Source organism: Clostridium sp. LS (assembly GCF_002760435.1).
Classification (GTDB): domain Bacteria; phylum Bacillota; class Clostridia; order Clostridiales; family Clostridiaceae; genus Clostridium.
The window spans coordinates 1-19,946 of sequence record NZ_AUUU01000101.1; the positions used below are offsets into that span (position 1 = coordinate 1).

19 protein-coding genes are annotated in these 19,946 nt (G+C 30.4%); 4 read left to right on the forward strand and 15 right to left on the reverse strand.

Annotated features, from left to right (window positions below; genetic code table 11):
* From COL3_RS20125 to COL3_RS20145, 5 genes are all read right to left on the reverse strand, one after another.
* The coding region (locus tag COL3_RS20125; RefSeq protein WP_099716695.1) for an N-acetylmuramoyl-L-alanine amidase family protein at positions 1 to 1,140 on the reverse strand (1,140 nt) is incomplete at its 3' end.
* 287 nt (positions 1,141 to 1,427) lie between these two features.
* Positions 1,428 to 1,940: a GNAT family N-acetyltransferase gene (locus COL3_RS20130; protein ID WP_008421009.1), complete on the reverse strand. Its 513-nt coding sequence runs from the start codon at positions 1,938 to 1,940 to the stop codon at positions 1,428 to 1,430.
* Between the two features lie 262 nt (positions 1,941 to 2,202).
* Positions 2,203 to 3,657, reverse strand: a complete 1,455-nt coding sequence (locus tag COL3_RS20135) for a peptidoglycan-binding domain-containing protein (RefSeq protein WP_008421011.1) — start codon at positions 3,655 to 3,657, stop codon at positions 2,203 to 2,205.
* A gap of 79 nt (positions 3,658 to 3,736) precedes the next feature.
* Entirely contained in the window at positions 3,737 to 4,297 is a 561-nt protein-coding gene (locus COL3_RS20140) for a GNAT family N-acetyltransferase (protein WP_008421014.1), read from the reverse strand.
* Between the two features lie 204 nt (positions 4,298 to 4,501).
* Complete coding sequence (locus COL3_RS20145; RefSeq protein WP_008421016.1) at positions 4,502 to 5,047, reverse strand: cysteine hydrolase family protein; 546 nt, start codon at positions 5,045 to 5,047, stop codon at positions 4,502 to 4,504.
* Positions 5,048 to 5,172: 125 nt separating this feature from the next.
* Between COL3_RS20145 and COL3_RS20150 the strand changes: the two genes are divergently transcribed.
* Positions 5,173 to 5,586 carry an AsnC family transcriptional regulator gene (locus COL3_RS20150; protein ID WP_008421017.1) on the forward strand — a complete coding sequence of 138 codons (414 nt, stop codon included), beginning with the start codon at positions 5,173 to 5,175 and terminating at the stop codon, positions 5,584 to 5,586.
* Positions 5,587 to 5,680: 94 nt separating this feature from the next.
* Complete coding sequence (locus tag COL3_RS20155; RefSeq protein ID WP_008421019.1) at positions 5,681 to 6,736, forward strand: galactose ABC transporter substrate-binding protein; 1,056 nt, start codon at positions 5,681 to 5,683, stop codon at positions 6,734 to 6,736.
* Between the two features lie 58 nt (positions 6,737 to 6,794).
* Here COL3_RS20155 and COL3_RS20160 read toward each other — a convergent pair whose 3' ends face one another.
* The 5 genes from COL3_RS20160 to COL3_RS20180 form a co-directional block, all read right to left on the reverse strand.
* The gene (locus COL3_RS20160; protein ID WP_008421021.1) at positions 6,795 to 8,429 is read right to left on the reverse strand and encodes a hypothetical protein; all 1,635 of its coding nucleotides are present in this window, start codon (positions 8,427 to 8,429) and stop codon (positions 6,795 to 6,797) included.
* Entirely contained in the window at positions 8,422 to 9,147 is a 726-nt protein-coding gene (locus tag COL3_RS20165) for an ABC transporter ATP-binding protein (RefSeq protein ID WP_008421023.1), read from the reverse strand. Before COL3_RS20165 ends, COL3_RS20160 begins: the two co-directional genes overlap by 8 nt.
* An 87-nt stretch (positions 9,148 to 9,234) precedes the next feature.
* The gene (locus COL3_RS20170; RefSeq protein WP_008421026.1) at positions 9,235 to 10,257 is read right to left on the reverse strand and encodes a radical SAM protein; all 1,023 of its coding nucleotides are present in this window, start codon (positions 10,255 to 10,257) and stop codon (positions 9,235 to 9,237) included.
* 2 nt (positions 10,258 to 10,259) lie between these two features.
* Positions 10,260 to 11,150, reverse strand: coding sequence for a hypothetical protein (locus COL3_RS20175; protein WP_008421028.1), 891 nt, complete (start codon positions 11,148 to 11,150; stop codon positions 10,260 to 10,262).
* Between the two features lie 194 nt (positions 11,151 to 11,344).
* On the reverse strand, positions 11,345 to 13,189 hold the full coding sequence (locus tag COL3_RS20180; RefSeq protein WP_008421030.1) for a hypothetical protein: 1,845 nt from the start codon (positions 13,187 to 13,189) through the stop codon (positions 11,345 to 11,347).
* 219 nt (positions 13,190 to 13,408) lie between these two features.
* Here COL3_RS20180 and COL3_RS20185 point away from each other — a divergent pair, with 219 nt between their 5' ends.
* On the forward strand, positions 13,409 to 14,086 hold the full coding sequence (locus COL3_RS20185) for a response regulator transcription factor (protein WP_008421031.1): 678 nt from the start codon (positions 13,409 to 13,411) through the stop codon (positions 14,084 to 14,086).
* Positions 14,083 to 15,333 carry a HAMP domain-containing sensor histidine kinase gene (locus COL3_RS20190; protein WP_008421033.1) on the forward strand — a complete coding sequence of 417 codons (1,251 nt, stop codon included), beginning with the start codon at positions 14,083 to 14,085 and terminating at the stop codon, positions 15,331 to 15,333. Before COL3_RS20185 ends, COL3_RS20190 begins: the two co-directional genes overlap by 4 nt.
* A 96-nt stretch (positions 15,334 to 15,429) precedes the next feature.
* Here COL3_RS20190 and COL3_RS20195 read toward each other — a convergent pair whose 3' ends face one another.
* The 5 genes from COL3_RS20195 to COL3_RS20215 are packed head-to-tail and all read right to left on the reverse strand — an operon-like array spanning position 15,430 to position 19,935.
* Positions 15,430 to 16,503, reverse strand: a complete 1,074-nt coding sequence (locus COL3_RS20195) for a chemotaxis response regulator protein-glutamate methylesterase (RefSeq protein ID WP_099716696.1) — start codon at positions 16,501 to 16,503, stop codon at positions 15,430 to 15,432.
* Positions 16,463 to 16,948, reverse strand: coding sequence for a chemotaxis protein CheD (locus COL3_RS20200; RefSeq protein ID WP_008421036.1), 486 nt, complete (start codon positions 16,946 to 16,948; stop codon positions 16,463 to 16,465). Before COL3_RS20200 ends, COL3_RS20195 begins: the two co-directional genes overlap by 41 nt.
* A 15-nt stretch (positions 16,949 to 16,963) precedes the next feature.
* Positions 16,964 to 17,359, reverse strand: coding sequence for a response regulator (locus COL3_RS20205; RefSeq protein ID WP_008421038.1), 396 nt, complete (start codon positions 17,357 to 17,359; stop codon positions 16,964 to 16,966).
* The gene (locus tag COL3_RS20210; RefSeq protein ID WP_008421039.1) at positions 17,356 to 17,781 is read right to left on the reverse strand and encodes a response regulator; all 426 of its coding nucleotides are present in this window, start codon (positions 17,779 to 17,781) and stop codon (positions 17,356 to 17,358) included. The genes COL3_RS20205 and COL3_RS20210 overlap by 4 nt, the downstream gene beginning before the upstream one ends.
* Positions 17,782 to 17,814: 33 nt before the next feature.
* Positions 17,815 to 19,935 carry a hybrid sensor histidine kinase/response regulator gene (locus tag COL3_RS20215; RefSeq protein ID WP_008421041.1) on the reverse strand — a complete coding sequence of 707 codons (2,121 nt, stop codon included), beginning with the start codon at positions 19,933 to 19,935 and terminating at the stop codon, positions 17,815 to 17,817.
* Between the last annotated feature and the right edge of the window lie 11 nt (positions 19,936 to 19,946).

The following is a 19,946-nucleotide window of genomic DNA, read 5'->3' on the forward strand; positions in this document are numbered from 1 at the left end:
ATCATTAACGTCTTGCGTTACCCATTTTGAAGTTGCATTAACATCTGTTCCATCTGCACTTATAACAATATCCTTTTTTGCTGAATTCGCTGCTGCTATTTCTGTATCTATTGCGCTTGTATCTAATCCAGCAACATATTTTGTTATTTTTTCGATTGTTATAGCTCCACCTGAAGCTACTGACACATCTATTTTCGCCTGATGATTGGAATCATCTGCTACTGTGATTATAGCTGTCCCCTCGCTTTCTGACGTAATAGCTACTCTTCCATCTGTTATTGCTACTGCCGCTGAAGTAGTACTTGATGTAGCTGTTGTTCCTATAATACCTAATGTTGCCTCATCATTTAATGTTGAATTATCTGTTACTGATGTAAATGTGCTAGCAGCTGTTATAAGTACACCATCATTATTATATATTTTATTTTGTGCTGATGGCTTGTCTCCAACAATTGCACCACTTGCATCAGTCGTATAATTTATTCCAGCAACTACAATATTTCCGCTTAGCATAGCACCATCTTCAGCAAGGGCATATGTTTGACCTTCTACTTCAATTACACCTGTTTGCATTGCTCCAGATGAATTTGCAAAATACCATTTTCCATCTGTATCCAATATCCAACCAGTTCTCATTGCTCCGCTTGCTGCTAGGTTGTACCAATTTCCATCTGTATCTTTTAACCAACCAGTTTTCATTGCTCCACTAGATGTTAGATAATACCAATTTCCATCTGTATCTTTCAACCAACCAGTTCTCATAGCCCCGCTAGATGCTAGGTTATACCAATTTCCATCTGTATCCTTCAACCAACCAGTTCTCATTGCCCCACTAGGTGCTAGGTAATACCAGTTTCCATCTGTATCTTTTAACCAACCAGTTTTCATTTCCCCACTAGGTGCTAAGTTGTACCAGGTTCCATCCGTATCTTTTAACCAACCAGTTTTCATAATTCCATTACTATCAAAATAATACCAAGTTCCTTGAATTAGCTTCCAACCTGTTGCTGTATTGTCATTTTCTACCCAGCTCCAATTATTTTGTGAATCTGTCTTCCAAGCAGCATTTGCCGCTACTGGTATGATCGTTGATATTACTGTACTTACCACGGCCATCGCAATTAACTTTCTAATTTTCATAGATAATTCTCCTCTTTTGTTAAAATATAGTAATTGAAGGCTACTTAAAAATATTAATCTAATTAGGTATAAATATTTGTAAATGATTAAATAAAGAACATAGCAGTAATCTTCAGTATTTACTTGATAACAAAATAGTATAATAGACTGTATTCAAATACAATCCCGTTTTATGTGGAAATGTACTTTGTTTGTGGATTTTCAGTGAAATTAGAACTTTTTTGATAAAATAGTATAAAAAATATTTTTTCAGGCTATTTTGGGATTGAATCCCCTATTGAATTTAACTATTTTTCTATAGGAACCTTAGGCCCTGTTAAAGCCAATTGGTAAAAAACCAAGTCTAACCATTTACCAAATTTATAACCGGCTTTTTTTATGGTTCCAGAATATTCAAACCCAAATTTTTCATGAATTTTAATGCTATTTTCATTTAAACGATCAATACACGCTACCATAGTTGCATATTCCTCTGCATTTGCAATATCTATTAATTCATTTAATAAGGCTTTCCCTATTCCTAAATTCCTATAATCTTTATGTACATACACTGAATGCTCAATTGAATATTTAAATGCCGGATAAGCCCTAAATGGTCCATATGTAGCAAATCCTGCAACTTTTTTATTTTTCTCAAATACTAGCAATGGATAGCCGTCTTCTTTCTTTTTTTTATACCATTCTTTTCTTTCGTCAAGAGTATGGGCTTCATATGCATAAATTGCTGTTGTATTCAATATAGCATCATTATAAATCTCTAGAATATCCGCTAAATCTTTTTCAGTTGCTTGTCTTATCATCTTTTTATTCCTTTCATTATAAATTTATCTTTTTCTATTTTACCACCTTACACTAAAGGCGTAAAATTCTTTTACCCATTTATTGCTCTTTATCTCAAATTTTTTAATAATTTTGCTCTATGAATAAATTATTCTCTTAAATCTTTATAAGCTAAAGCAAATCAGCATCTCTTTACTTTATATATTTTTTAATTAATATTATTAAATAAAAATTCAATAAAATAGCAGCCCACTTAAAATGAACTACTATTTCTTAGTTTATTTAATAATAAAATTTGGGAATGTTCCTTTCATCATCTAACCCTGGTATAACCGGAGGTCTAAACTCATTACTTCTCCACAATCTGCTTGATTCAGTAGCAGTAAGCTCTGCAAGTCTTGTGACACCAACATAAACATCTGATATCTTATACCAAGTTGCATAATCAACTACGCCTGTCTGTGGCAATGTAAATATTTGTTGAAATGTTTTTACTGATTGGGCTGTTTTGGGTCCATATATTCCATCTTCAGCCAACTTTGGAATTAAAGGATAATTTCTTGCAATTCTATTTAATTGCCCTTGAATTGCCCTTACTGATTGACCTGATGATCCAATAGTTAACGGTTGTCCAGGGTATGACATAGGACTTCCAGAAACTTTTTGAGCTGTAACTAATTCAATATCGCTTCCATAGTAATATGTCAAAATATCATATGGTACCATACCCTGACGCCCTAATTCTTGGCTTCCCCATTGACTTAACCATTGAGGACAGGTAACACTCTTTCCATCGCAATATTGAGAAAAAAGTGGTTGTTTCTTTCCAATTCTTCTTATATATGTGGAGAATATCTCATCAACAATTTGACTTATGTTATCATAAATATTTCTTCCATAATTAAATGCTTGATCATAGGCTGTAGAGCTTGTAATATCAAAATTTTTACCTTTACCTCGATACCATTCAGTAAAAATTCTGTTTAACGTAAATGATACAATACAAAAAATATTTGCTCTTAGTGCTGACTCTGTCCATGTTGAATATATTTCACATGAAGCAACATTTTTAATGTAATCTTTAAATCCCACTTTATAATTTGGGGCTGACGGATCATTGGGACCACCTTGATGAACAATAACATATTCAGGAACTACAGGCTGAGGTAGTACAACTCCTAATGTTGGTGGAGGTAATGGCTTATCTTCTTCCTCAGGTATCTTAGGTGGAAAATTTCCATTCAAAGTATTTGGTTGTATATTTATAACTTCTTGTCTCATAGGCCCTCTGCTTAAACTAGTCTCGAGACTGCATATTTGATATGCAACTTGAGTAGGAAATACCTGACATCCTCTTATTATTATTGGATTAAAACCTTCTCTTTCAACGGTTATATCATATAAGCTATATGGTATTTGATTACTGTTTGGATTTAAAGAATATTCTAGTAGAGGTGCTGGTAATTCGATAATCTGAGTTAATCCAACTGTATCTGTAATAAGCTCAATAGCTCTGCCATTTCCTGAATCCGATGTTCCTCTTACTGTTATCCTGGCTCTATCAATAGGAATATAGTCATCCCCTCTAAAACATTGGATTTTTAGTCTACCAGTATTAGATGTAGTTGTACCAATATTAGCTCCAGTACTTCCAGTACTTGCTGCCTGATTAGCGCCTGCTATTGGAGTTGCAGCACCTGTATTAGCCGCAACATTTCCGCTATTTGTACTATCCATAACATTCCTCTTTATATTTTTTTTCAAAATATTATATTTTAAAGCTTCAATATTTGTTACTGGTATATTCATAAGTATTTTAATTTAAATATTCATCATTTAAGATCGAATAACATTTACAATCAATTAAAACTCCATTACCATCTTTAATTATTTTCCTTAGAACACCCTCATATTTTAATCCACACTTTTTCATAACGCGTCCCGATGCCAAATTTCTTATGTGGTGTTTCCCCGTAATTCTTTTAAAACCTAATTGATTAAATGTAAAATTTATTATGCTTGATAATGCTTCAGTTGTAATTCCTTTGTTCCAAAATTCCTTTCCAAGGCAGTATCCTATTTCACAATTTTCATTGAAATCATCCAAGTTTATCAAACTTATACTTCCAACTACTTGTTTACTTTCTTTTAATTCTATTGCCCAATGATAATAGTCGATATTTTTATAGTTATCTTTCCAAATTTTTAATATCTTATAGGTTGTCTCAATGTTTTTATGATTAAGCCAAGTAAGATACTTAGTTACCTCTGAATCATGGGTCCAATTATGAAACATATCTATTGCATCTTCCATCGAAAATCTTCTCAGCATAAGCCTATCTGTTTCTATTGCTATAGTCCCTACATGGTTTATCATTATGTATTCCCCCCAATAATAAACAACTATTTATAAATTAAATTTTGTAACGTTAAAGAGGCGCCTAATAAATAAATTAGCGCCTGTCTTAAATATTTATTTCAGATAATTTATCAATTTTCCACTAACTTTTCACAATATAATATTATTTTCTTTCATGTATCTTATATTTTTATTATAACATATTTATCCTTATCATTAAGCTTATAAATTATTTTTTTCAATCAATTCTTTAGTACTTAATACATTACTAAATCTCAAGCTTTGAGCGATTAGAGTTGCATTATGAAGATCTTTGCTACTTATTGTTCCAATTTTATTACTAACATCTATTGTCCCTGTTGCATCACTTAAAAATTCTACAGCATATCCTTTATGAAATGCATCTCTTGCCGTTGTATCACAGCACATTTGTGTCATATATCCTGAAATAATTACCCCCTCAATATTTTCTCTCTTCAAAATATCTTCTAAATCAGTGTTATAGAAACTGCTTGGCTTAGTTTTTTCAATAATATAATTATAATCCTTTTTAAGAACATCAGCATGTATGTCCCATCCTTTCGAGTTCTTTATAAAAGTTTCTCCATCTATTCCTGTATGCTGAACAAGAATAATTATAATATTATTTTCCTTTGCATAATCCATAACTCTTAGAATATTATCAAGACTATTTTGTGGATATGTCACTTTAAGTTTTCCATTAAAATATTCATTTTGTACATCAATTACTAGCAATGCTTTTTTCATTTTCATTCCACCTTTACATTTATTGATTTGGCTATATTTGCTATAATCATAATATCTTAAATTTAAATTGATATGTGAAAATAATTGCTATGTTTCACTTTCAAATTGAAAGGATTTAATACTATATGTTTGATGAATTAGATTTAAAAATTATAGATATGCTGAAAATTAATTCTAAGATTTCACTAAAAATAATTGGTGAAAAAGTTCACCTTACGCCCCAAGCTGTCTCAAATAGAATCATACGTCTACAGAATTTAGGAATAATAACTCAATATACAATATGCACAAATGATGCACTACTAGGGAAAAATATTACTGCATATATTACTATTTTTATGAAAACAACTAAACATGAGCAGATAACAAAATTAATAAAAACAAATTCAATAATAAAAGAATCCCATAGAATTAGCGGTGACGGGTGCTACTTGCTTAAGGTAATATGCAGTAATATGGATGAAATAAACTTATTACTCGATGATATAATGAAATACGGCACTTACAGATTGAATTTATCTACTTCTACAATAAAATAACCAATGTAATTTAATTTAATTTAGAATATTTTTATTAATTAAGACGCATCCTAAAAATAATTATTATAATTAAACAGGTATATTGGAGGATGCAATGAACATATTAAAAAAATTATTATTATTTATTATTATTCCAATTGTGACAATTGTTCTAACTGCTGGAACTTCAAAAAACATTATCCCTGTAAGCTCAAATTCCAGTAAAAAGCTACCTGTTAAAATAGGAGTGTTCTTTGATAATTCCAATGCTATGTATATTTCTCTATTAAAGCAAAATTTAGAAGCCATAGAAAAAGAAAATGAAGATAAAGTAAAATTTACTTACTTTAATGCAAAAGACAATCAAACATTGCAAAATGAAAGTATTGAAAAAGCCCTCGCAGATGATTATGATCTTTTTATTATAGGCATAATCAGTCCTAATTTAAATGATGTAAAAGGTACATTAAGCAAAATCATGGAAAAAGATATTCCTCTGATTCTAAATCCAGATCCTGCTCAAGAAATAATAAACTTTGTAAAACCTTATAAGAAGTTTGTTGTTATTGGAGCCGATTTTGAACAATCTGGCACTATGGAAGGAAAAATTCTGGCAAATGAGTGGAATGCTCACAAAGATATTATAGATAAAAACCATGATGGTAAATTGCAATATGTTATGTTAAGAGGCAGAATTGGTAGTCCATTAACATATTTAAGAACAAAGTACTCTATTTTAGAACTTAATAATTCAGGAATAAAAACAGAAGAACTTGCTGCACCTTATTGTGAATGGATGCAGGATTGTGCCAAAAGTTCTATTGACTCTCTATTTCTTGGAAACGGCAACCGAATAGAAGCTATAATTTCAAATAATGATGCCATGGCAGTAGGCGCTGTTGAAGCCCTTCAAAAATATGGCTATAATAAAGGGGATATTCGAAAAACAATCCCTGTTGTTGGAATTGATGGAATGCCGGCTGCCAAAGAATTAATACAAAAAGGTTATATGACCGGAACTGTTGTTGTAGAGCCTCATGATCTTGCAGAAGCTCTTTATTCTATTGGAATGAATTTAGCTACAGGCAGGCCCCCTCTTGAAAATACAAATTATAAATTTGATGATACTGGCTTTACAGTTCACTTAACTTACAAGGAATATACAAAATAACTTTAATCCCCTCATTCTCGCAAAAAGCGAGAACAAGGGGTATAATTAAAAACCACAGCTAATCTTCATTATATATCTTATATGCGTGCTTAATTAAACTTCTATACAAAATACCACTTCCAACTAAAACTGCAAACATACAAATACTAAAAATTACAAGATAACTCTTTATGAGTAAAGCTGCAATTACAAGTAATATTCCTAATATAAACACAATAAGCATAATTAAAAGCGGCAGATAATTCTTTTTAAACATTGCCCTTTCATTTTCCCACTCTAATTTTGGAGATCTAAAATCCATATATATTCCAAATAAGGTTATCAATAATATTGATCCTAAAGATGAAATTACGCCCAATAAAAATAGAATTGGCGCTGCCTTAACTAAAATTAATCCTACCCCAATTATTAATGTTCCAATTTCGTTTATACATAGTGATGATATTATCTTTGAATGCAATTGAATTTTATAATCTATTGGGATATATTTAGAAACTATAAAATCTTTTCCCTCTCTAGAAAGTGCTGTTGCTGCAGCTCCTCCTGTCATAACACATGTAGTTCCTCCAATAAATGCAATAACTATAGCTATTCCATACCAATCAGTGTTTTTATTCAAAATATCTGCAAATTTTGATAAATCGCCATGTGATAAAAATCCCATTCCAAGTATTGCAGGCATGTAAAATATCATTGCTACACAGTTAATAAAAAATTGCGGTGTTCTAAGTATTATTTTTATATCTTTTTTTATTAATGCTTTTAAAGGTGAACTTATTTTATTTAATTTACTTGCATCTCCAGTTTCTAGTATATTTTCTCTCTTGCTATACGCTTCTGAAATCCCCACAATTCCCTTAAGGTATAATTTCCCTCCAACAAAATAATATATAATAAACATTATTATACTTAATGCTAAAGCTATAAGAATATATAGCAATCCTTTAACTTCATTGTTATATAACAAGGCATATGATGAAAACTTATTTGTTATAAATATCCCAATCATCATGTCCATTAAATTATTATGACCTTGTGAAAACTTCTCAAGAAGCTGCTGCGAGTTCATATTTCTTCCTGAATTTGAATTAAAATAATTAAATCCAATTACTAATATCAATGTTACACAGCCTGTAAACATTCTAAAAGCATCTTTATGTTTAGATAAACTAGTGAATCTCATTAATACCATACAAATAACTGAAGCTAATATCATTGGTAGAATTGGCGTAATTATAACTACAATTATACCATATAAGTAATATAAAAAATTTGCCTTTGATGCAATTCCATATGCTATTAGCGGTAAAATCAACATTCCAGTGTATATATACATATTTATTAAAACAGCAATAAACTTTCCAAATACTATTTCACTGCTTTTAAAAGGAAGAGGAAGTATTACTTCTATATCTTCTGCGAAATAAAAAACATTCATAATTATGTAAATACCAAAGAAAAATGATACAGTTGCTCCAATTGATAAAACAAAAGCTAATAACGCTCCTTCTTGTCCTACTGAATGAAATGAATCATAACTCGCACCAATCATAATAGTAAATGGTAGCGAAATCATGCTTATTATAATCATCATTAATATTACTATAAAAATCGGCTTGAGTTTGCTGCTTGCAAACATTTCTTCAAGGGCATTTCTTACAAAATATCTTGTTATTAATTTAAGTCTATTCATTTTCAGTCATCTCCAAGAACATTTCTTCTAAAGATTCATTTGCTTTAAATTCATCTCTTAACTTCTCTAAAGTACCATTAAATATTAATTGCCCTTTATTAATTATTGCTACTTCATCGCATACTTTTTCGGCTACTTCAAGTACATGTGTAGAGAAAATCACAGTATTTCCTGCATCTGCATGCTCTCTCATCATTTCTTTTAAAATAAATGCTGACTTTGGATCCAACCCAGTCATTGGTTCATCTAATATCCATACTTTTGGATTATGTACCAGAACTCCCATCAGCACTATTTTCTGTCTCATACCATGGGAATATGTCTGAATTTTATCACCCAAAGCAGACCCCATTTCAAATCTTTTAGATATTTCCTCAATTCTAATTGTTCTTTCCTCTTTTGAGACCCCATAAACATCCGCCATAAAGTTTAAATATTCAATGCCTTTTAATCTTAAGAACATATCTGGGCTATCAGGAACATAACCAAATTGTTCTTTTGCTTTAATTGGATTAACATTAATATCAATACCATTTATTTCAATACTACCTTTAGATGGTGCTATTATTCCTGTTATCATTTTAATAGTTGTTGTTTTTCCTGCACCATTAGGCCCAAGCAGTCCATAAATTTTTCCATCTTTAATCTCTAAATTCAAATTATTTACGGCATTATAACTACCATTATAGCTTTTTGTTATGTTATTTAAATTTATCATAAATATAAGCCTCCTTTTAAAAATATTATACTAAAGTAGTAATTTAAAATTATTAAATAAAGCTTAAATAAAACTTAAATTTCTTTCCTATACTTCATCCCTAAGCATGCATCCATAATCTCCGTATTTATAATCACCATACACTCCATAAGATATACATTTTGCTCCGCCGCCACATAACTTTAAAAAACTGCACTTTGCACACCCATTTGGTGTTCTCTCAAAATTCCTTAATTGCTTAAAAACTTTAGAATTAAAATATATCTCTTTTAGTGAAGAATTTTTTATATTTCCAGCTTTTATCGGTAATCTTCTGCACGGCATCACCTCGCCATTTTCAAGCAGTATAATAAGGCCATCTCCTGCACTACACTTATAGCAATTTCCACATCCGCCTAGAAATTGTAGGCTCCTTTCTCCTGAAATTATTGTCTTAGAAAACATATTTAATATTTTAGTCTGCTCATTTCGTATTATATTAACATATTCAATAACTTGCTCTTTATCTAAAGTTCTAATATCTTTATTATTGCCAAAGCCAATTGATACCATTCTATCTGTCCATACTTTATGCACTTTGCATTTTTGAGCTACCTTCACAACATCTTTAAATTCTTTATAATTCCTATTATTTGCAGTAAAGGAGACTACGGTTTTCAGTTTATATTTTTTCAGCATCTTTAAAGAATTAATAACTTCAGTATAAGAATTCTTTCCTCTAATATTATCATGAGTTTTTTTACTTCCATCTAGACTTACTTGAACCATTTTAGGATTATAAAATTTTAATCTACTTACTACATCTTCGTTTAAAAGTGATCCATTAGTAAGAACTCCAAATTCAATATATTTATTATTCTCTTTAAAAAAATCTAATAATCCCCAAATATCTTTTCTAATAAAGGGTTCCCCACCAGTTATGTTAATTTGACCTTTTAAGTTTTGATTATTAACTTTATTAAACTCATATAAGAGTTCCAAATACTGTTTTCCAAAGCTTATTAGTTCCTCTAATGAAAATTCCGTTCCATAATAATCTTCTTGGTAACAGTGCTTACAGCGCTTGTTACATTTATTAGTAATATGCCATTGTAATAGTAATCTTTTCAAAACTAATTTCCCCCGCATCCTCCGCAAGATGAACATGAAGAACAAGAGGAACCTGACGAACATGATGAACAAGAGGAACTAGCCCCTCCTGAATCATTATTAGTAAAATTGTTATTATTAGAATTAACGCAGCTCACCCCTAAAAAATACCTCCAAGAATTTGTCATTAAAAAATCATGAATGCTGCTCTCACTATTGTTGCCTATATTATTTCCGTTAACCTCTAGTTCTTTGTAATATCTTTCATAAGCTTCCATTGATGCTTTTCCTTTTTTAGTCAACTTATATTTTAATTTAATAGATAGAATAACTTTTAATATAAAAAATATTATAATAATTTCAAATATAAGGCCACTTACTGGCATACCATTAACTATTCCACCAAAAATTCTCCAAATCCCTGGAACAAATATAACAATCATACCCATATTGGAAGTTAATTTATTATTTTTAATTATTTTATCATCTTTAATTAATCCATCCATCACTAGTTGCTCGTAAATATTATTATAATAATTCCTAAGATCTATCTCTTTGATCATATTAGGTTTAAAATCCTTAGGTGCGAACTTATCAATATATAAAATATATACTTGCTCTTCTATATTAGATAAATAAGTGGACATATCCTTATTTACATAAAATTTATTTTCTTCTTCATCTTTTAATAACAATCCTTTCACATAGAGCCTGTACGTTATATAGTAAAACATATTATATACATTATATTTATTTTTCAACACATAATAGTTTTCTTCATTTAAGTTTGAAATGATAAAATCCTTACTGTCATTATCTCTTATAATTTTCAGAATAACTATTACTCCTACTATTGCAAATAAAGCATAGATAATTAGAAAATCCTGACCTTTTATAAATGGTAAAAACCTCATTACTATTTCCCTCTCTTATTTTAAAAAATGTTTAAACGATATTACTATAATATCCCACTTTTAATAATTAGTATAGATATTTTTACTTATAATCCATATATCTCCATAATAAAAGAGAATCATATTTCTTGATTCTCTTTATTTATAATATTATTATTTTTTGAATTAAGCTTGTAAATATATATAATAATAAGTTATTGAGTTATTGGAACAAGTTGCCCGCCGCCACTTAAAGTGATTGTCTTTCCATTTAACCAGCTATTTGCACTATTAGATGAATCATAGTAAATTGTATTTCCATTGTCTTTTATGTTAGCTAAACTTGTGTCTTCATCTGTCAATGCTGTTATATAAGATGCTCCTGTTACTGTCCATGTAGAATTTTTATCTAAAGATAGAATGACTGATTTTGCTTTATTATCTCCGTTAATTGTGCTTGTTAAAGAAGAATTATTAATTAAGTTTAAAATCACTGTACTAATATTATCACAAGCAATAGTTCCCTCAAGAGTTTGACTATCAGCATTTAAAGTAACATTTCCTCCATTAGTGCCTTGATTTCCCCATCTTGATGTTGCTGCTGCATTTAATAATATTCCAGTGCTATTTTTTAATTTAGCTCCATGTAAATTAATTTGTGCATCGGTATTTGTAATAAAGAACAATGCCCCTGCTGATGATGAAAGAGTACCACCACTCATATTAAAATAACTTGTTCCTACTCCGGAATCACCTGACATACTTTGATAAAGCATAACTCCGTTTGTCTTTTCACCAGTAATATTACAATCATATAAAGTAATAGAATTTTTTCCTTCAATGCAAGCTGCTTCCGATCCTGTAGCTTTGAGGGTTGCTCCCTTAACTGTAATATTACCTGTAGAATATATTGCCGGAGATCCTTCCCCTGCTGTATTCATAGTTCCACCAGTTACATGTATTGTTCCTTCGCCTCTGTCTGTTGCGAGTGCTGCACAATGGTCTCCTTTTGTTGTAATATTTACATCTTTAGCAATAATAGTACCATTATAAGTTGCATCTAGCCCTCTTGAGGAATTTTTAGTTGTATTAATAGTAACATTTGAAACATTAATTACCGATGCATCACCTGTTGAAAAAATTCCATTTGATCCTTCTGAATCTGTATTAATTGAACTATCGCTAATTGTTATATTGCTGGCTCCAGCTGCAACCACACCTCCATTTACTCCATAAAAATTACTTTCATCTTCTGAAGTAGTATCTCCAGATTTAGTTATTGTTGCTCCGGAAATTGTTAAAGTACCGCCATTATTTACTAAAATAGCATTTTGGTTAGCTGTAGCTGTAGTAATTTTCTCATCTTTAGAAGTTTTTGTTTCACCATTTACTGAATATGCTCCAGTTAATGCAATGCTTCCAGTTTGAGATCCTCCTGTGTAAGTAGTATTATTAGATTTTACAGTTATACCTGAAATATTTCCTGAACTATCATAACTTATGCTTAAAATTTCTCCTATAGTTATATCGGCTAAAGTACCAGATACAGTTTTACTTCCCTTGGTAACAGATATGATTCCTTCATTTGAAATATTAATAATTTTCTCTTCTCCACTTAGCTTAAAGGAGGTAGTACTGCTGTTTCCAATTCCTGGCCCTCCGCCTCCTTGTGGTGGTTGACCTCCACTTGGTGGTGTTCCTTGAGTCCCATCAGAGGTTCCGCTTCCTTGAGCTGGTGGCTGACCTCCATCTGGCGCTCCTCCTCCTTGTGATGGCGCTTCACCTCCATTAGCTGTCTCTCCTTGTGGCGATGTTTGTGAATTTCCCACTGAAGATGAATTATCAGAAGTAACTTCTTCACCTAGAGATATAGTTACATTACTTCCATCTATAGCTTTGACTCTTCCAAGTATTGTTGTATCTTTGGTTTGTTCAACAGAAGTGCTCGTAGCTGAAGCATCAGCATTTGCCAACTTGCTTGTACATCCTATAAATGTGCTTCCTACTAAAAGAGTTGCAATTAACACTGAAATTATTTTATTATATTTTTTTCTTATCATCTTTCATTCCTCATTTCATACTTATTTTATTTTTTTGATAAACTTTCATATTATTAGAAGCTTTAAAGTTCTTATTTTCTAAATGCACTGTGTTTGGTTTATGTCTGTATTGTAATACCCTAACCTTAAATTAGTCTTAAATAAATATTTCAGGTTAATTTAAGGAAACTATGGTAAACTTGTAGTACATATAATTGCAGAAGAAATGAGGTAATCCGCATGAGAATTCTTATTGTTGATGATGAAGTAAGATTAGCAGAAGCTTTAGGTCAAATAATGATCCAAAATAAATATATTGCTGATATAGTTAATGATGGCGAGTCAGGGTATGATTATGCCATGAGTGGTATTTATGATGTAATTATTTTAGATGTTATGCTGCCTAAAATGAATGGCTTTGATATCGTACGTAAAATGCGTGAAAATAAGGAAAAAACGCCTGTAATTTTACTCACTGCAAAAGATGAGGTTGTAGATAAAGTAACCGGATTGGATTGCGGAGCTGATGATTATTTGACAAAACCTTTTTCACCTGAAGAATTGCTAGCCAGGGTTAGAGCCTTATCAAGAAGACAAGGTGAAATAATATTAAACGAACTTAGCTTTGGAGATTTAATCTTAAATCAAGCTGCAAGCACTTTATTTTGCGGAGCTAAATCTATACGTCTAGGATTGAAAGAATTTGAAATATTAAGATTATTAATGTCTAATCCTAATAATATTATTACTAAAGAAGATTTACTTCTTAAAGTCTGGGGGGCAGATTCCAGTGCAGAGGATAATAATGTAGAAGTTTATATATCTTTCTTAAGAAAAAAATTCTTTTTTCTTAATTCTACAGTTACTATAGAAACTGTTAGGAAGCTTGGATATCATTTAAAGGAGAATAAAAAATGATTACTAAGTTAAAGAAAAAGTTTGTTTTTATTAATATGGTTCTAATATTTATTATTCTCAGTTTTACTTTTGCTGCAGCTTATATCTCCACTAAAGATAGATTAATAAGAGACAGTAATGATATCCTGCAAAAAACCATTGAACAGGAAAATGAAATACATAAAGATCAAATAAATTTAGGCGAACTAAATACTTATTCTCCTCCTCCGCCTCCTCAAATTCTATCTTTTGCCGTACAGCTTGATAAAAATAATAATATAACTGATGTTTTTTATAATGATATGGATAAATCTAATGATAGCACCTTAGTGACTCTAGTAAATTCTGCCTTAACTGATAATAATATAACTGGATTAATACAAAATAATAATTATAGATTCTTAAAACATCCTAATGAAAAAGGGACAAAGATTGCATTTGCTGATAGAAGCTTAGAAATAAGTACTCTAAACTCCCTTCTCAAAACATTTATTTTAGTTGGACTTGGAAGTTTGTCAGCATTTTTTATTGTTAGTTTATATTTAGCAAGTTGGGCTGTTAAACCTATTAAAAGATCCTGGGAACAACAACGTCAATTTGTTGCTGATGCTTCACATGAATTAAAAACGCCACTGACAGTAATCTTAGCTAACACTGATATAATATTATCTCATAAAAATGACACCATAATAAATCAATTAAAATGGATTAATTATATTAAAACTGAAGGAGAAAGAATGACATCCTTAGTTAATGATTTACTTTTTCTAGCAAAAACAGATGCCAATAAAAACGAAGTCATTTTATCTAAAATTAATTTAAGCGACATTGTTTGGAATTGCGTTTTACCTTTTGAATCAATTGCATTTGAAGAAGAAAAAATAATAAATACAGAAATATCTCCTGATGCTTTTATTAATGGAGATAATAATAGATTAAAACAGCTGCTTTTTATTCTTATCGATAATGCAATAAAATATTGTAACGAGAAAGGCTATATTAATGTAACTTTATCTCAAACTCAAGACAAGGTGAACTTATCTGTAAATAATACTGGTGCGCCAATTCCAGAAGATAAAATTCTTCATATTTTTGATCGTTTTTACCGTGTTGATGAATCTAGAGCAAGAAAAAAAGATGGTTATGGCTTAGGGCTTGCCATAGCGAAAAGCATTGTTGAAACACATAAAGGAAAAATGTCTGTTTTTAGCTCTGAATCTGAAGGTACTACTTTTATTGTTACATTCCCTCTTCTTAAAATAAAATAAATCTGATATTCAATTAAACCGACTCAATTGAATTGGGTTGGTTTACTAATTTTCAGATTCATTATTTTCTAACTCTATTAATTTAGAAAATAATATTTAACTCTCAGCCAAACTACTTATTATTGCATCAGGTATATTATCTAAAGGAACTATTCTATTAACTGCATTTAATTTTATAGCTTCCTTTGGCATTCCAAAAACCACACTACTTTTTTCATCTTGTGCAATAGTATACCCCCCTGCATTCTTCATTTCCAGTAACCCCTTTGCTCCATCCTTTCCCATACCTGTTAATATTACTCCTATAGCATTTCTCCCTGCAAATTTTGCTACAGAACTAAATAACACCTCTACTGACGGTCTTTGATGGAATACTAAAGGTCCATCCTTAAGCTCAACATAGTACTGAGCACCACTTCTTTTTAAAATCATATGCTTATTTCCAGGAGCAATTAATGCTTTACCTGGAGTTACCAATTCCATGTTTTCAGCCTCTTTGACGTGAATTTTACATAATGTATTTAAACGTTCAGCAAAAGATTTAGTAAAAAATTGCGGCATATGTTGTACTATGATAATTGGAGACATATTTGCTGGAAACTTCATTAAAACATTTTTTATAGCTTCTGTCCCCCCTGTTGAGGCACCAATGGCTACAATTTTATTTGTTGTTTTTATCATAGATGTCTCTATTGTCTTTACTGGAGCATTTCTATTAGTTTTTATTAAGTCTCTTTCAAATTTAATATTATTTACAGACTTAATTTTTTGAATTAATTGTTCACTCATATCTTTAACAGAGTAAGATGATCCTGGTTTAGAGATTACTTCCAAAGCTCCAAGTTCAATTGCCTTAAGTGCAGTTTCACTGTTTGCTTTAGCAAGTGAGCTTACAATAATTACGGGCATAGGATAATGCTCCATAAGTTTTTGGAGAAAAGTTAATCCATCCATTTTAGGCATTTCAATATCAAGAAGAAGGACGTCTGGATTTAATTGCACTATTTTATCTCTTGCAATATATGGATCTGGTGCTGTACCAACTACTTCAATTTCACTATCTTTGCAAATTTCTTCTGAAATTATTTTTCTAACTATAGCAGAATCATCTACAATAAGAACTTTTATTTTATTTTGTATTATCATTATACCAATCACTCCTTCTAACATTTATTCCTTTGTATACAAGTATTTCGCCATTAGAATTATTGAATATAACCTTTCTTCCAGTTGCCTCACCCAAATCTTTTGTAACAATTATTATATTGTAAGCTTTTAATATTTCTATAGCTATTTCCGAATTTTCATCTCCTATCTTGGAACCAAGTTCCGGATTAAAGCCTCCTCCAACCACATGCGCTCTTAAATTTTTAATTTCGGAGCCATACTCTCTCATTAACTTTATAAGATATGGAGTTGAAACATCCCCAAACTTAGCATTTCTTTCACCACACTTGTCCCTGCTGTAAATGTAGTGATTCATTCCTCCAAAATTGAGCTCACAATCCCAAATGCAAACAGAAATACAAGAGCCAAGTACAGTATTTATTAAATAATTATCCTTGCTTACATAAATAAACCCTGGCTGAAGATAGTATTGTTTTATATCACCCAAAAATTATCACCTTGCTTAACCATTAAATTGATAGCTGTCAATTATATCAAAAAGCTTTTCCTTATCAATGGGCTTTACTAAATACCCTTCACATTTTGAAAGAGCTGATTTTTTGATATTTTCAAAATCACCTAGTGCCGTAGTCATTATAACTACTGCTTGATCCATCCCATAAATGTCCATAGAATTTTCATACTCACGAATTTGTTTTAGTACTTCCTGTCCATTTATTTCAGGCATAACTATATCTAGGCAAATCAAATTATATGGATCACCTTCTTCATAAGCTAATTTAAATGCTTCTATAGCCTCTAGACCGTTACTTGCTATGTCGCAAGTTCCATACTTTGACAAATAGCTTGTTAATATACGTCTACCTATAAATTCATCATCTACTATAAGTATTTTCATACAAAAGCCTCCTCTTTATCTTGTAAACTATATATAAGCCCAAGTTGTGTTAAAATTTGTATAATCTTTTCTTTAGTTATAGGCTTATTTATATAAGCTTCACATTGTTCTATAAAGGCAGTGTTAATATTTTCATAGTCATTATTCATGGTAACCATAATTATTTTAACCTTGTCCATACCTACAATCCCAACTACATCTTCAAATCTTCTAATTTCCATTAAGATTTCTTGTGCATCTTTTTCAAGCATCATAATATCAAGACAAATTAAATCATATGGCTTATCTTCATTTATTGAAGTTCTGTAAGCTTCAAATGCTGCAATACCATCTGAAAACATATCACATTCACCATAGTTTGAAAGAACTTTCTTCAATACTTTTTTGCATGTGAACTCATCGTCTACTATCATTATTTTCATTTATATCACCTCCAATTTATTTCGTAGTTTACATTACAATTCATAAGCCTCACCATTAACCTTTAGAAGATATTCCACAATTTGTCTAACTTCTTCTTCAAGAAGACTTATTATTTTACTAACACCTTCTACATCCTTTTCTCTTGCTGCCATCTCAACCTTATTTGCAAGCCTATAACCTTCATTTTCGCCAAAGTTTATTAACGTGCCTTTTAATTTATGGGCAGCTTTTCCTACTTCATCCAAATTTTCTTCTCTACAATAATTTTTTATGATATCAATTTGATTTGGAGCAAAATCTATAAGATGATTTATTATCTCATTTAACAATTTCTTATCTCCATCTATAGTTTCAAGAATTTGTGTAACATCAAATTGTATTTCATTTTTTATATCTATTTTTGTTTTTGGCAACAACTTTTCAATTTCTTTGAACAATTCATTTTTATTTATAGGTTTTGTAACATAGCTATCCATACCTGCACTTAAACATTTTTCCTTATCTCCATTTAAAGCAAATGCAGTCAACGCAATGATAGGAATGTGTTCATTTGTGTAATGTTCTGATTCCCTGATGACTTTTGTAACTTCCATTCCATTTGTTTCAGGTAATTGTACATCCATTAGTATTAAATCTACCTTTGTATCCTTTAAAGTATTTAAGGCTTCTTTACCGTTATTAGCAGTGATAACTTGGCAGCCTTGCTTTTTCAAAATATTCTCTACAAGCTTTTGATTAATTACACTATCCTCTACCAATAGAATTTTAACATTACTAAGTACAATAGGATCTTTATCTTCTAAATATTGCGTCTCTTCAGAGTTGTCTGTAAAATTATATTTATTTTGATTTTTTTCATTTAAAATTTTCATTAATACTTCATAAAGCTGAAACTTATCAATAGGCTTATATAAAAATGCTGAAATATTTAGCCTTATTCCAACTCTCAAATTGTTCTCTATCCCAATTGGGGTCAAGCAAACAACTTTAGGCTGCTCGATATCTTCAATTTTTCTAAGACGTTCAATGAAGGTCATGCAATCTGAATCTTCTATTATTGTATCTACAATAACTATATCAATTATCTTATCTAGTCTTGATCTTTGTTTTAATAAAGCAATAGCTTCCTGACCTGTACTAATATATTTTACCTTTAGCTTCAATTCCTCTAATTTTTCTCTAACTTGGCGCTTTATTTCTTCATCTCTCGTAATTACTAACACTTTTAAGTCCGATATTTTTCTTTGATACTCTTCTAGATGTCGTTGTTTTATAGTTTTCGGCAAATCCAATTTAACTGTAAAATAAAATTTACTACCTTCTCCAACTTTGCTTTTTACTCCAATTTCTCCACCCATAAGTTCAACCAGCTTCTTTGAAATTGCCAAGCCTAAGCCTGTACCACTATATTTTTTGCTATATATGTCCTCAAGCTGAGTGAACCTGTGAAATAGTAATTTTAATTTACTTTCTTCAATTCCAATTCCCGTATCAATAACATTAAATAAAATAATACTACGCTTTTTGGTTTGATCAACTTTTGTTACTAATACTGAAATAGAACCTTTATTGGTAAATTTTATTGCATTTCCAATAAGATTTACTAAAACTTGATTTATCCTAAATTGATCTCCAATTAAAACTTTTGGTATACTTTTATCAATCTCATATTTTAGTTTAATTTTCTTTTCTGTTGCATGATGATAAAAAGATTTAATTGTTTTATTAACCATATTCTCAATATTAAACTTGTCTTCTTTTATTTGAATTTTTCCAGCTTCAATTTTAGAGAAATCAAGTATATCATTAATAATTCTAAGTAACGATTCTCCGGAAATTTTAAGTAAATCAATATACTCTCTTTGCTCTTCATTTAAATTAGTCGAGGATATAAGTTCTGTCATTCCTATAATACCATTAAGAGGATTTCTTATTTCATGACTCATACTTGCTAAAAATTCACTTTTAGCAAGACTGGCTGCTTCTGCTGCTTCTTTTTCTTTTAATAACTTGGAATTTTCATCATCAACTGTAGCTAAAGAAATTATGTTTTCTTCCATATTTTTATCCTTAAATTTTTTATTATAAAGAAAAAGAATAAGAATTACACTTAAATTTAATATGCATAGAACTATAGTGATTTTTGTTTCCATATTATACCTCC